We start from the raw sequence: 13101 nt of genomic DNA on the forward strand, positions 1-13101 counted from the left end.
CGAGCCACTAACCCCTTTCCACGCGAACGACGTTTGCGCCGGTGAGAAACTATACGTACGTCCGGGTCCCGTTCGAAAACGTGTACGTCCTGGGTATCGCTGGACCCTCCGACGCGGGCAAGACCACGCTCGTCGAGCGCCTGACGAGTCGTCTCTCCGAGCGCGGGTCGGTCGCCACGGTCAAGCACCTCACGCACGCGCCCGACGTCGACACGGAGGGAAAGGACACTGCCCGGCATCGCGCCGCGGGCGCGCAGGCCACCTACGGCATCACCGACGACGAGGGCTGGTTCGCGACGGGCACCGAGCGGTCGCTCGACGAGACGCTGGACGACCTGGCCCCCGACTACGACTACGCGCTCGTCGAGGGATTCTCCCAGGCCGACGTCCCAACCGTCGCGCTCGGCGGCCGCGACCACGCCGGCGAGCAGGTGGCGGCGGCGCCGACGGCCGACGACCTCGACCTCGATTCGGTGGTCGACGCGCTCCACGACCGGGAGCCCTACGAGACGCTGGGGTCGCTGGTGGCGCGAGTGAAGGATTCAGCCCGGCAGGACCGCGCCGGCGCCATCGCGACCTTCACCGGGCGCGTGCGCGAGCGGGACGCGCCGGACGACGACCCGACGGAACACCTCGAATTCGAGAAGTACGACGTCGTCGCAGAACAGCGGCTGGCGGAGATTCGAAGCGACCTGCTCGACCGCGACGGAATTTTCGAGGTGGCGCTCCACCACAGGACGGGCGTGGTCGAGGCCGGCGAGGACATCGTCTTCGTCGTGATCCTGGCCGGCCACCGGGCGGAGGCGTTCCGGGCGGTGGAGGACGGGATCGACCGCCTGAAAGACGAAGTCCCCCTGTTCAAGAAGGAAGTGACCGTCTCCGACGAGTTCTGGGCCCACGAAGGACCCTGAGATGAGTTATCGGTGTTCGGCACGCTACGTTGGCTGACGACGAGAAATCCTCGACCGTCTTGGCTCTACGGATAGCTGCTATCGCTGAACGCATCACCACTTACAACCAGAAAGCCCCCTCCCGCTCGGGTCGGGGGCCCACAACTGCGCTCCTCGCCTCCCGGCTGTCGTTCGAAAGACGCGAAGCGTCTTTCGTGATGACGAGAGAGCTTCGCTCTCTCGAACCACGGTGCTTGTCGGGGCCGCCTTCCCCGAGCGGTCGGCCCCTTTCAGTCCCGCCCAAGTACCGCAGCCCTGCCCTTCCCCTCGTCGCGCGATGAAACGCGCTCCCGGCCGGGCGGTTGCAGAGCGGTCAGGAAGCGTGATTCGGCGCGGACGCGCCGAATCCGGGGAGGGGGGCGGTTCAATCGCGAGCGCGGGGCGAAGCCCGCGCGAGCTATGCGGTGCCTGGCGGACTGAAAGGGCGAGGCACGGTCGGCGAAGTCCGAACCCACAAGCACGCGAGGAACGAGCGCGCGCAGTGGGTTCGCACGAGTCGAGCGCGCCGAGGGCTTTCGACGTGTTTGCGGTATCGCTGTCGACTCATAGCGACCGGTCTGACGAAATTCTACCAACGTCGATCCGGGCCTCGGATCCCAGAATTGCGCATCATGCCCAGCGACCACCGAGTCGAGGGTGATCAGAAAAACACCCGAACACGTTTCTAGTGCACGATCATGAACGAATACTGTTTTGAATGTTGAATACGAGGGAGTAAACAAGAGATATTCCCATGAGGTTCGAACAAATCTGTCCGAAATATGGGCGAACGTCCGGCAATATTTTCCAGCACGGAGAGGGGCCATGAGCGACTGGGTGCCGACGACGTGCATGCGGTGTGCCGTCGGCTGTGGTCACCTCCAGCAGGGCGTCGACATCGGCTACGGCGTCGACGTGGTCCGCGGGGACGCGGCCCACCCGGTCAACCAGGGGCTGGCCTGCCAGCGCGGCGTCAGGGAGAGCCAGGACCCCGACGGCGAGTGGCTCACCCAGCCACTCGTTCGCCGCGATGGGGAACTGGTCCCGACGACGTGGGACCTGGCGCTGGCCGAGGTGGTCGGTCGCTTCGAGGACACCCTCGATGCCGGCGACGACGTGGCGGTGCTGGGCAGCGGCCAGCAGACCAACGAGGCGGCCTACGCGCTCGGCAAGCTCGCCCGCGGCGGGTTCGGGACGCGCTACTACGACGCGAACACCACCCTCTGCATGGCCAGCGCGGTGACGGCCTACTACCAGGCGTTCGGGAGCGACGCGCCGCCGTGTACGTACGACGACATCCCCGAGGCCGAGAGCCACGTCGTCTGGGGCGCGAACCCGGCGGTGGCTCACCCCGTGATGTTCCGGTGGATCCGACAGGCGGCGAGCGGAGACGACTCGGAGATGCTCGTCGTCGACCCAGTCGCGACCCAGACCGCCGAACACGCTGACGGCCACGTCGCGCCCGAGCCGGGAAAGGATCTGGCGCTCGCGCGTGCGGTGCTCGCGCGCCTGGTCGAGACGGACCGCATCGACCAGGAGTTCGTCGACGAGGCCACCGAGGGGTTCGAAGAGTTGCTGGCGACGCTGCCAGAGCCCGAGGCGGCGGCCGCCGAGGCCGGCGTGGAGATGAGCGACGTCGACCGACTGGCGGACGCCTTCGACCGGAACGCGCTGTGCTACTGGGGGATGGGCGTCAACCAGCACGTTCAGGGGACGGAGCTCTCCCGGGCCCTCATCGACCTGACGCTCGCGACGGGGAACCTCCGGCCCGGCGGGGGCCCGTTCTCGCTGACCGGCCAGGCCAACTCGATGGGGACGCGCGTCTGCTCCTCGAAGGGGTCCTGGCCGGGTCAGCGACCGTTCGCGGACCCGAACGAGCGTGCGTTCGTCGCCGAAGAGTGGGGCGTCCCGGTCGACCGCCTGCCGGACGACCCCGGGCCGGGGCCGGTCGGCGTCGTCGAGGCCGTCGACTGCGACGTCGACGCGGTCTGGACCGTCGCCACCAACCCCGTCGCCGGGATGCCCGACGCAGGGCCAGCAAGGGAACGGCTCGAAGACGCCTTCGTCGTCGCCCAGGACGCCTTCCACTCCGAAACCACCGAACTGGCCGACGTCGTCCTGCCGGCGGCGACCTGGGGCGAGTCCTCCGGGACGACGATGAACATGGAGCGCACCGTTTCGCGCGTGCGCCCGGCGACGGAGATGCCCAGCGGCGTCCGGAGCGACCTGGAGATCATCGCGACCGTCGGGGCGCGCCTGTTCCCGGACCTGTTCCCCGAGAAGTCGCCTGACCCCGAGTCGGTCTTCGACGAGTTCCGCGAACTCACCGCGGGGACGAAGGCCGACTGCTCGGGGATCGGATACGACCGCCTCGACGACGAGAAGGCGGTCCGCTGGCCCGCGCCCGAGGCCGACTCGCAGGGCGGTTACCGCTACTACGAGGGCGGTGAAGGCGACGCGGACGACGGGACCGGTGACGCGCCCGCCGACGAGTCGTGGGCGTTCCCCACGGCATCGGGCAAGGCGCAGTTCTCTACCGGCCGGCAGGGGGACCTCCCCGAACCCGTCGACGACGAGTACGCACTGACGCTGACGACGGCCCGCGAATCCGACGGGTACAACACCGGCATCCGCTCGCGATCGGTCGAGGATCCGGAGCTCGTCGTCGCTCGCGTTCACCCCGAAACGGTCGCGAGCAGCGACGCGGTCGAGGACGACCGGACCGTCGTCGAGTCCCGGCGCGGCGCCGTCCCGGCGACCGTCGAACCGGACCCGGCCGTCCCCGAAGGGATGGTCTGGCTGCCGATCCACCACCCGTCGACGAACCGGCTCACTATCGACGCGCTGGACCCACAGTCGAAGGAACCGAACTTCAAGCAGTGCGCCGTCCGCCTCGTCGCGCCCGCGCACCGTGACGCCGCGAGCCTGTCGGTCCCCGCCGACGACTGAGCGCGACGTGCGCACCGGACGGCCACGCGCGGCCCGGTCTTCTCCTTTCTCGCGCCGCTCGCTCTTCCCTAGCGACGGCGTCGTCGCGACGGTTTCGTCGTGCGCCTGGTCCGCCGTCCGCCGGCCCGGCCGCTTCGAGACGACCGGTCGCCGAACCGGGCGACCGTCTGCGACGATCGGACTGATTCTGGTAATACACATATTACCTCGTTTAATTGTGTCCGCCCGTCCACTGCAGTGCCTTTGTTTCAAACAAATGGTGTGGCCAGCGTTAATAGGGCAGCAATCGACCACATATCTGTGTATGAAGTCTCCAAACACCACGGGTAAAGGCGAAAAAAGATACAAATGGCCAAATATTCCCGATAACGATCGTGCAGGATCCATCGGGCGAGCCGTGAGCGGCCGAACGGGCGGTCCGGTGGAGGTGGGAGACCGATGGGACTGATCAAGATGACCAAGTGGCGGACGCTCGTGCTCGCCACCGTCGGGTTCAACTTCTCCTTTCTGATCTGGTTCTCCTTCGCCCCGTTCACGGGGCCGATGGCCGAGGAGTTCGGCCTCTCGCTGGCCGAAATCGGCATCCTGGCGAGTTCCGCCATCTGGCTCGCGCCGTTCGGTCGCATGCTGACCGGCTGGCTCTCGGACAAGTTCGGCGCGCCGGCGGTGTTCGCCATCGTGCTGGGCTACGTGGGCGTGTTCTCCATCGCGAGCGCGTTCGCCGAAAGCTACGGGGTGTTCTTCGTCACCCGGCTCATCGTCGCGACGGCGGGCATCACCTTCGTCATCGGCATCCAGCACGTCTCCGAGTGGTTCGAGGAGGGCCAGCTCGGCACCGCGGAGGGCATCTACGCCGGCATCGGGAACGCGGGCGCCGCCGGCGGGGCGCTCATCCTCCCGCGCGTGTTCGGTCCGGGCTGGAACGGCCCCATCTTCCAGACGAACTGGCGCGCGGCGTTCTTCTGGACCGGCCTCGTCTCCATCGGCCTCGCCATCGCCTACTACGCGCTCGGCGAGGCAGCGAAGTCCGAGGCGAAGCGGGAGGCGACCGCCCAGAGCGCCACCTTCAAGCAGTGGGTTCACACGGCGACCCGCTACGGGACCGTCGTGCTCGCGCTGGCGTACGTGATGACGTTCGGCCTCGAGCTGTCGATGAACGGCTGGCTCGCGACCTACTACAGGGAAGGGTTCGACACGAACAACCTCGTGCTGGCCTCGACGTTCGCGGCGACGTTCTCAGTCGCGGCGGGCCTGCTGCGGCCGATCGGCGGCTACGTCAGCGACCTGCTGGCGCGCAAGGAACGGGACATCCTCCCCTGGTTCACGGGCCGCTACCGGGAACAGTGGACGTTCCTCACGCTGTGTTTCGTCGTCGTCACCATGGTCGGGATGACGTTCGCGGGCCTCAGCGGCGAGGTGCTCGTCGCGGTCGGCGCCGGCTTCCTGGTCGGGATGGGGTGTGCGTTCGCGGAGGGCGCCATCTTCGCACAGGTCCCCGCGATGTTCCCCGACAGTTCGGGTTCCGTGGCGGGCATCGTCGGCGGCGTCGGCACGGTCGGTGGCATCGTCTACCCGCTCGTCTACTCGTCGACGCTGCTTCCGAATCTCCACGTCGGCTACGCCATCGTGGGCGCCTCGATGATCCCCATCGTCCTGCTGAACGCGTGGGTCTACCGACCCCAGATCGCCCGACGGGCGACCACCGACGGCTGGCTGGTCAGTTCGTCGAGCGGCGAGTCGACCACCCCGGGCGGGGACTGAGATGCGCTCGGGACTCGTCCTCGCTGGCGGTCGCTCGACGCGCTTCGGCGAGGTCGACAAATCCCTCGCCGAGGTGGACGGCGGTCCGATGATCCGCCGCGTCGCCGACCGACTGCGGGAGGTGACCGACGAACTCGTCGTGAACTACCGGGACGAACAGCGGGCCGCCGTCGCCGAAGCGCTCGACGGCGTGGCGTATCGCGAAGCCGTCGACCCCGTTCCGGACGAGGGACCGGTCGCCGGCATGCGGACCGGACTGCGGGTCGCGAGCGGGAACGCCGTCGCCGTGGTCGCCTGCGACATGCCCCGGGCAGACCCGGCACTGTTCGAGCGGCTGTTCGCGGCGGTGGACTCGGCGGCCGTACCGCGGGCCGACGGCCGCCTCCACCCGCTCCACGCGGTCTACGACCGCCACGCCGGGCGGGTCGCCTGCGACCGGACGCTCGCGGCGGGCTCCCGGCGGCTCTACGACGTGCTCGCGCGCGTGGACCCGGTCGTCGTCGACGCCGACGACGTCACCAGATACCGATCGCCCTTTACGAACGTCAACTCGCGCGCCGATCTTGCCGCCGTCACTGGACGGATCGAAAATTGAGGGGCAGTATAAGGCGTTCTAGGTCCTTGTACTTCGACCGTTCGTCCGGATCCAGCCCTTAATTTTTGAAATGTGTGACGATTACCCTTATTGTCGGCGCGTCCGCGTATTCTAGCCGTAGAACAAAGGACGTTCGTGTAGATTTGAAGCGAGAATGAGGACGATCTACAAAGACAGAGTGATACAATGGCCCACAAGAAGGAAGACTGGAAAGGAGAACTGTACGGCGACGACGTCAGGGAGAAGCTAGAGGAGTTCGCCGAGAACGGCTGGGAATCCATCCCCGAAGAAGAGCGCGACGAGTGGTTCTCCCGGTTCAAGTTCTGGGGGGTGTTCCACCACCGCGGCGGCCAGGAGAGCTACTTCATGATGCGCCTGACCAACTGCGGCGGCGTGCTCGAACCCGGACAGCTCCGGGCCATCGGCGAGGTCGCCCGCGACTACGCCAGGGGACCGGTCGAGAACCCCGAGTTCGGCAACGGCTGGATCGACTTCACGACGCGGCAGTCGATCCAGCTTCACTGGCTCAAGCTGGAGGACGTCACCGAGATCTGGGAGAAACTCGAAGCGGTCGGCGTCTCCTCGCGCTCGGCCGGCGGCGACACGATGCGCAACATCTCGGGCTGTCCGGTCGCCGGCAAGGCCGACGAGTACGTCGAGAGCCGCGAACTGCTGGACGAGATACAGGAGGGGATCCGCGGCGACGACGCGCTCTGTAACATGCCCCGGAAGTTCAACATCTCCGTATCGGGCTGTCGCCAGGGCTGCGCCCAGGACTCGATCAACGACGTCGGGCTGGAACCGGCCCACACCGTCGTGGACGGGGAAGAGGTGAAAGGGTTCAACGTCCGCGTCGGCGGCGGTCTCGGCGGCCGCGAACCGCGCCCCGCCCGCTCGCTGGACGTGTTCGTCCGCCGCGACCAGGCCTACGAGACGGTCCGGACGTTCGTCGAACTGTACCACGAGGAAGGGGACCGGCAGAACCGCTCCAAGAACCGCGCCCGCTTCTTCGTCGACGACTGGGGGACGGAGAAGATCCGCGAGGAGATGGTCGAGCGCCTCTCCTTCGAACCCGCCCGCGCCGGGACGAACTTCCGCGGCGAGTACACGTACAACGCCGGCAGGCCCGCCGAACGCGGCGCCCACGACCACGTCGGCGTCTACGACCAGCAGGACGGCGAGAACTACGTCGGGCTCTCGGTGCCCGTCGGCCGCATGCCCGCCGAGGACGCCATCGAACTGGCCGACCTGGCCGACGCCTACGGCTCCGGCGAGGTGCGACTGACCCGCCGGCAGAACCCGCTCGTCATGGACGTCCCCGACGGGAACCTGAAGAACCTGCTCAACGAACCGTTGCTCGACACGTACACGCCCGAGCCGAACCCCTTCGAACAGGGGGCGATGGCCTGCACCGGGACGGAGTTCTGCTCAATCGCGCTGACCGAGACGAAGGCCCGGACCGCGCGCCTGCTCCGCTGGCTCGGCGAGCACGTCGACGTCCCCGCCGACGTCGACCGGATCAAGATCCACTACTCGGGCTGTACGGCCGACTGCGGCCAGGCGATGACGGCCGACATCGGCCTCCAGGGCATGCGCGCCCGCAAGGACGGCGAGATGGTCGAGGCGATGGACGTCGGCGTCGGCGGCGGCATCGGCGAGGAGCCCACCTTCATCGACTGGGTCCGCCAGCGCGTCCCCGCCGACGAGGTGCCAGGCATGATCGCCAACCTCGTCGAGGCCTACGCCGCCCTCCGGGAAGACGGCCAGACCTTCCGCGAGTGGGTCGACGCCACCGGCCACGAGACCATCGTCGAACTCGCCGAACCCGAGGAGGTCGAGGGGTACGAGGACCTCTCGCTCACCGACGCCAAGCAGTCGTGGTACCCCTTCGACGACGGCGAGAGTCCGGCGCCGACCGACGCCGAGGGGCAGCCGATTTCGGCGGACGATTAGCCAGGTCGCAAACGCAGTGAGAGACCTGGGAAATGCGAGCGGGAGCGAAGCGACACGCGAGCAGGGTGGGGCGACCGGAGGGAGGGTCCTCCGAGAACGCGAACGGCGAGGGTGGCGAGCCGTGAGCAGGATGGTCTGACCGGAGGGAGGACCATCTTAATCGCGAGCGGGAGCGACCTAGCGGGCGCGAAGCGCCCGCATTTGCTCGAACGGGGAACGGAGTGACCCGTGAGAGCGCAGGGAGCGACACGCGAGCAGAGAAGCGCCTGACTGGGAGCTCGTCGCCGATCGAAGGGAGGGGACGCCAGAGGTGCGATCGCGACGGGACAAAACACCGGAGCGGCGTTTCGAGCAGTGAGTTCGGCAACGCATTCATAGAACCCCAAAGTAATTTTTACATCGTTATGAGCTACATGGAACGGCTGATCGGCCGGATCCCGATGATCATCGTGGTGTTCGGCGTCGTGCTGCTCACCGGCGGGTACAGGAGCGCGGAACTGTCGGGCGGATCGCAGCCCGTGGCGGGTATCGGACTCGTCGCGCTCGGATGCGTCACATACGGCGGCCTGTGGTATCTCCGGGAGTGAGTGCGCGCGGCGATGCCGTGTCCACCGTGGAGCGGCAGCAATGCTCGCGTTCGGCCCGGGTCGCTCACCTGCGCTCGCGGCCGCTCGCGAACTGAGACCGACGCCGAGGGGCGTTACACCCGGCCGCGGAAGGCGTCGATGGTCCGTTCGCCGGCCAGGCCGGCGGTCCAGGAGAGCGATCCAAGCACTGCGGCGGCGACGCCCAGGAACACCAGCCCGTCGGGTGAGAGAAATGCCACGAGCCGTTCGACCGGTGGGCGGCTCGCCAGGCCGAGCAGGTAGTGGTCGGCGCTGGCACCGAGCAGCGGCGCGTAGGCGGCGAGCCAGCCGAAGAGGAGGCCGTTCTGCTGATAGCCCACGAGGGCGGACGCGATCATCCCCACGACGACGGCGTCCACCGCGAGGAAGACGACGCCACCGGTGACCTCGAAGAGGCCGACCGCGTACGCCAGGAAGGTACCCAGGAAGAGCCCGAGGGCGAACAGGACGTCGAGTCGGCGCTGGAACTGGTACTCGGGCGGGCCGAGGAGGAGCGTGCGGAGCGAGGGCACCATACAGTCGGTCCCGTCGGCCTGGAGCAAATCGTTGTCGGGTGTCCGTCGCCGGGAGAGAGGTACTCGGCCCCGGTTCCGGGAATCAGGAGGGACTCGCGGTCGAATCGGCCCGGTCGGGAACGAGCCACGCCGGGACGACGCGCGTGAGGACGACCATCCCGGTCAGTTCGACGAGGGTCTGGGTGACGACGACGGCCGGCGCGAGGCCGTAGCCCGCCGGTAGCGCGAGCGCCAGCGGCAGGACGACCAGCGAGTTCCGCGTGACCGAGGTGAACACGAGCGCGCGACTCTCGCCGACGTCCATCCCGATGGCACCGGCCGCCAGCCGACCGAGCAATGGCATGACGACCAGAAAGGCGACGTACACCGGGACGACCGCCGCGATCTGTCCGATGGAGTCCTGGACGCGGGGCAGTTGCGAGGCGATGACGACCAGCAGCGTCGCGCCCATCATCGGCACCGGCAACCACCCCATCGCCGACTGCCAGCGCTCGGCCTGGGGCGAGCGGTCGGCCGAGACCTCGGTGAGCCAGGCGAGCGCGAGCGGGGCGGCGATGATCACGAGGAACGCTTCGAGGAAGGGGCCGGCCTCGATCGCTTCCGCGGCGGCCGGGCCCACGAACAGCCAGAGGTACGCCGGCAAGAGGAGCAACTGGACCACCATCAGCACTGGCGTCGCGGCGGTGACCTGCTCGGCGTCGCCGCCCGCCAGGTCGGTGAAGGAGATGACGTAGTCGATACAGGGCGTCAGCAACACCATGAAGGCGCCGACGAGGATCACCGGCTCCGGCGGGAGGAAGCGACCGAGCGCCCACGCGACGACTGGGACGACCAGAAAGTTCATCCCCAGCGCGGCGGCCATGAACCGCCGGTCCCGGAACGCCGCCCGGATGCGGACGAACGGCACCTCCAGGAAGGTGACGTACAGCAGAACCGCCAGGACGGGGTTGATGAGGGGTTCCAGTGACCGGGCCGTGACAGGACGGCCGACGGCGAGGGCGACGGCGGCGAGCACCGCCACAGCGTACACCGCGACCTGGCGTCGCTGGAGGGACTGTTTCGATTTGACCTCCTCCCGCGCCTAAAGGCGCGGGAATCCCACCATGGGATTTCAGGCCGAGCGTGGCCCTAAGGTTTCAAGACGCATACGTTCCAAGCGTCTCTTGCTGGGTGTCAGCATCGGCTTGGCTGTCTTGTGGGACGGTCAAACGTCCCCCTTCCTCAGCCGAGTCATCGTCACTCGTGTATTCTCTTGAATGGCTCTCTCCGCTGAGGTAGCGGTCTGCAATATTGAGCGCGGCGTTAACGTCTGCTTGGTACTCCGAAACCCAACACTCCACGTTGGAACACTTGAACGTCGCCTGCTTCGGACGGTAGCCCTTTTCTCCACAACAGTGGCACGTCTTTGAAGTGTGCGCTGGATTCACCGTCTCCACACGAATCCCTTTCTCAGTCGCCTTGTAGCGAATCTGAGCGTGCATCTTCGCAAAGCCCCATCCGTGAAGGCGACGGTTCATGAACGCACCGTAGTCCAAGTTCTCACGGATGTGCGTCAAGTCTTCCAGAACCAGAACGGGATTGTCGAATTGGTCGGCGTAGGAGACGACCTCCGACGTCACCATGTGAAGGATGTGGTCGATGTGTCGCCACAACTCATCGCCGTAGGATTCAGCGATACGTTCACTTCCACGTTGCTGAAGGCGTTGAGTCGCCGTGAAATACATCTCACGGAGTTGGCGAACCGTCTTGCCTTCTCCGTTCCAGAGGTTGGGTGCAGTCGGGGAGCCGCGCTCGTCACGGTGACACACCGTTACCAAAGAGGCTTCCCCGATGTCTACCCCAATCGGCGTCTCCGCCGAACTGGTTTCTCGTTCCTCCACGTCCCGCGTAGCGACGATATGGAAGTACCACTCGCCGTCACGGTCGAACAGCCGACACTCACCCATCGTCGCGTCCCCCGCGTGCAACGCTTCCAACCACTCCCGTTGTTTGGGGTTCGGTGACGCGGGCAACCAGAGGTGGTAGTCGTCGTGGTGTGGGATTTTGACGTACCACTCGATGGCGTTCTGTGGCTTGTGGTCGAGCTTCGGGCCTTCGTTCGTGAATCGGACGGGGTGATCGTCGTGAAGCTCTTTCGCGTCGTAGCTTCCACCACAGAGTTGTGGGACGTACTTCTTGAGGGCGTTCTTCGCGTACCCACTCAAGTCGTAGTTGACCACCACGTCGTTGGCCGCTGACTGTGTAGTACAGTTAGCGATGAACGCGGTTTCGAGCGCGTCTTGGTACGCCTGTTTCGTCTCGCAGAGTTTCCGATGCTTGTGGGCGTTCGGTTCCACAAGCTTGAGTTCCAGCGTCTCGGTGAGTTCGGTCACTGTTCGTCCTCCTCGTGACCCTGGATGTACTTCTCGACAGTCTCACTTGAGACGTGTCCTGCTGTCCCTGCGTAGTATCCGCGTGCCCACTTGATTTTCTCGCCGTCGTGGTCGGCGTGGCGGTGGTTGTATTTCCGCGAACTGATACCTTTGAACCAGTTGGCGAGAAGCGACGGGGCGTGTTTCGGCGGGCTACTGACGAACAGATGGATGTGGTCGGCCTGAACGGTCAGGTCGATAATCTCTACGCCTTTCTCGTCGGCTATTTCGTGGAGAATGTCTCGCACACGGGTTGCAACGTCATCGACGAGTACCGATTGGCGGTACGTTGATATCCACACTATGTGGTAGTTGAGGTTGTACGTTGCGTGCCGTGTGGTCTTCATCCGTACTGCATACTATGCATTTTCAGTGTTTTAAAACTATTGTACAGGTCGAGAAATAAAGTCGTGTTATCGTCGGTGGAGATGTACGCTATTGTCCGCTTGACCCGCGCCTGAAGACGCGGGTATGCGCTCGCACTATGTATCACGGTGTGTACTCACCGCAGAGTTCACCAGACGTCGTCCGGGGTGGAGTCTTCGGCGACGTCCGTGTCGAGGTCGATGTCCTGGATGAGGTCGACCAGCGCCTGGAGTTCCGGGAAGGTGTAGACCGTGAGGTCGATGTCCGTATCTTCACTCACTATGTGTGAGTCGATGACGAACACGAGGTCGGACCTGGGCCAGCCGCCCATGTCGTCGATGATGGCGGGCGTGCGGTCGAACAGCAACTGTGGCGTGCCCATGTCGATGGTCGTGTCGAGCACGTTCGCCCAGCCGTCGATGAACCCGGAGGTGAGGATGTTACCGATCTCCTGGAGCCCGCTGCGTTCCATGTCGGTGAAGCCGCCACCATCGTCTTCGCTCCCCACGCCGCCCATCATCTGTCCCACCAGGTGCCTGGCGTCGGTCGGGTCGAGGAGGAACAGCACGTAGCCGCCGGGCGCCTCGGTCAGTTCGACGTAGATGCCGACCCGTCGCTCGTCGCCCATGTGGGTCTTCACGTCGCCGATGTCGAGAAAGTTGATCTGGGAGGTCCGAACGGCCGCCGGCACCCCGGTCAGCTGTTCGAGGTGGTCGGCGACCGTGCTCGACCCCTCCTTCGCCATCGTGTTGAAGAGGTCGAGCTTCCGGACGTCGACTTCGAGACTCATACGCCTCTGTGCGGAGCGAGCGGCTTAACGCCACCGACGGACCCGGGTTTGCATGTCAATTGGTTCGGACTCGTTGTCTCTAAGAGCGGTCGAACTACTGTGTTGATCAGTTCGAGATAGAACGACTTCAACTGGTGCCGACAACAAAGGAAAGCCCCGGCCGGTTAGCCTGGAGAAACGGGCGGGACTGAAAGGGGCCGACCGCT

General features: G+C 66.0%; 11 protein-coding genes. 6 read left to right on the forward strand and 5 right to left on the reverse strand.

Annotated elements, in window-relative coordinates:
• Nucleotides 1-80: 80 nt before the first annotated feature.
• The 6 genes from AC5FRV_RS20045 (at nucleotide 81) to AC5FRV_RS20070 (ending at nucleotide 8774) form a co-directional block, all read left to right on the forward strand.
• A complete protein-coding gene (locus tag AC5FRV_RS20045; RefSeq protein ID WP_493562921.1) occupies nucleotides 81-911 on the forward strand; it encodes a molybdopterin synthase in 831 nt (276 codons plus the stop codon).
• An 843-nt stretch (nucleotides 912-1754) separates the two neighbouring features.
• Nucleotides 1755-3878 carry an assimilatory nitrate reductase NasA gene (gene nasA, locus AC5FRV_RS20050; RefSeq protein WP_493562851.1) on the forward strand — a complete coding sequence of 708 codons (2124 nt, stop codon included), beginning with the start codon at nucleotides 1755-1757 and terminating at the stop codon, nucleotides 3876-3878.
• Nucleotides 3879-4331: 453 nt separating this feature from the next.
• Entirely contained in the window at nucleotides 4332-5639 is a 1308-nt protein-coding gene (locus AC5FRV_RS20055) for an MFS transporter (RefSeq protein WP_493562922.1), read from the forward strand.
• A 1-nt stretch (nucleotide 5640) separates the two neighbouring features.
• A complete protein-coding gene (mobA, locus tag AC5FRV_RS20060; RefSeq protein WP_493562852.1) occupies nucleotides 5641-6234 on the forward strand; it encodes a molybdenum cofactor guanylyltransferase in 594 nt (197 codons plus the stop codon).
• A gap of 186 nt (nucleotides 6235-6420) precedes the next feature.
• On the forward strand, nucleotides 6421-8187 hold the full coding sequence (locus AC5FRV_RS20065; RefSeq protein ID WP_493562853.1) for a nitrite/sulfite reductase: 1767 nt from the start codon (nucleotides 6421-6423) through the stop codon (nucleotides 8185-8187).
• Between the two features lie 404 nt (nucleotides 8188-8591).
• Nucleotides 8592-8774, forward strand: coding sequence for a hypothetical protein (locus AC5FRV_RS20070; protein ID WP_493562854.1), 183 nt, complete (start codon nucleotides 8592-8594; stop codon nucleotides 8772-8774).
• 113 nt (nucleotides 8775-8887) lie between these two features.
• On the opposite strand, the gene AC5FRV_RS20075 is transcribed toward AC5FRV_RS20070, so the two are convergent.
• The 5 genes from AC5FRV_RS20075 to AC5FRV_RS20095 all read right to left on the reverse strand — a co-directional run bounded on the left by AC5FRV_RS20075 (nucleotide 8888) and on the right by AC5FRV_RS20095 (nucleotide 12895).
• Nucleotides 8888-9328 (reverse strand): hypothetical protein, encoded by a 441-nt coding sequence (locus tag AC5FRV_RS20075; protein WP_493562855.1) that lies wholly within the window; start codon nucleotides 9326-9328, stop codon nucleotides 8888-8890.
• An 82-nt stretch (nucleotides 9329-9410) separates the two neighbouring features.
• Complete coding sequence (locus AC5FRV_RS20080) at nucleotides 9411-10358, reverse strand: arsenic resistance protein (RefSeq protein WP_493562856.1); 948 nt, start codon at nucleotides 10356-10358, stop codon at nucleotides 9411-9413.
• Nucleotides 10359-10464: 106 nt separating this feature from the next.
• The gene (locus AC5FRV_RS20085) at nucleotides 10465-11700 is read right to left on the reverse strand and encodes an RNA-guided endonuclease TnpB family protein (RefSeq protein ID WP_493562857.1); all 1236 of its coding nucleotides are present in this window, start codon (nucleotides 11698-11700) and stop codon (nucleotides 10465-10467) included.
• Nucleotides 11697-12086 carry an IS200/IS605 family transposase gene (tnpA, locus tag AC5FRV_RS20090; RefSeq protein WP_493562858.1) on the reverse strand — a complete coding sequence of 130 codons (390 nt, stop codon included), beginning with the start codon at nucleotides 12084-12086 and terminating at the stop codon, nucleotides 11697-11699. The genes AC5FRV_RS20085 and tnpA overlap by 4 nt, the downstream gene beginning before the upstream one ends.
• Nucleotides 12087-12253: 167 nt before the next feature.
• On the reverse strand, nucleotides 12254-12895 hold the full coding sequence (locus AC5FRV_RS20095) for a chemotaxis protein CheC (RefSeq protein WP_493562859.1): 642 nt from the start codon (nucleotides 12893-12895) through the stop codon (nucleotides 12254-12256).
• Between the last annotated feature and the right edge of the window lie 206 nt (nucleotides 12896-13101).

It is taken from the genome of Halomicrobium sp. HArcel3, from assembly GCF_058933135.1.

Bases quoted from the DNA above. Each gene is read 5' to 3' on its own strand.
- nasA (WP_493562851.1), top strand. From the start codon at position 1,755: ATGAGCGACTGGGTGCCGACGACGTGCATGCGGTGTGCCGTCGGCTGT.
- AC5FRV_RS20055 (WP_493562922.1), top strand. From the start codon at position 4,332: ATGACCAAGTGGCGGACGCTCGTGCTCGCCACCGTCGGGTTCAACTTC.
- mobA (WP_493562852.1), top strand. From the start codon at position 5,641: ATGCGCTCGGGACTCGTCCTCGCTGGCGGTCGCTCGACGCGCTTCGGC.
- AC5FRV_RS20065 (WP_493562853.1), top strand. From the start codon at position 6,421: ATGGCCCACAAGAAGGAAGACTGGAAAGGAGAACTGTACGGCGACGAC.
- AC5FRV_RS20070 (WP_493562854.1), top strand. From the start codon at position 8,592: ATGAGCTACATGGAACGGCTGATCGGCCGGATCCCGATGATCATCGTG.
- AC5FRV_RS20075 (WP_493562855.1), bottom strand. From the start codon at position 9,328: ATGGTGCCCTCGCTCCGCACGCTCCTCCTCGGCCCGCCCGAGTACCAG.
- tnpA (WP_493562858.1), bottom strand. From the start codon at position 12,086: ATGAAGACCACACGGCACGCAACGTACAACCTCAACTACCACATAGTG.
- AC5FRV_RS20095 (WP_493562859.1), bottom strand. From the start codon at position 12,895: ATGAGTCTCGAAGTCGACGTCCGGAAGCTCGACCTCTTCAACACGATG.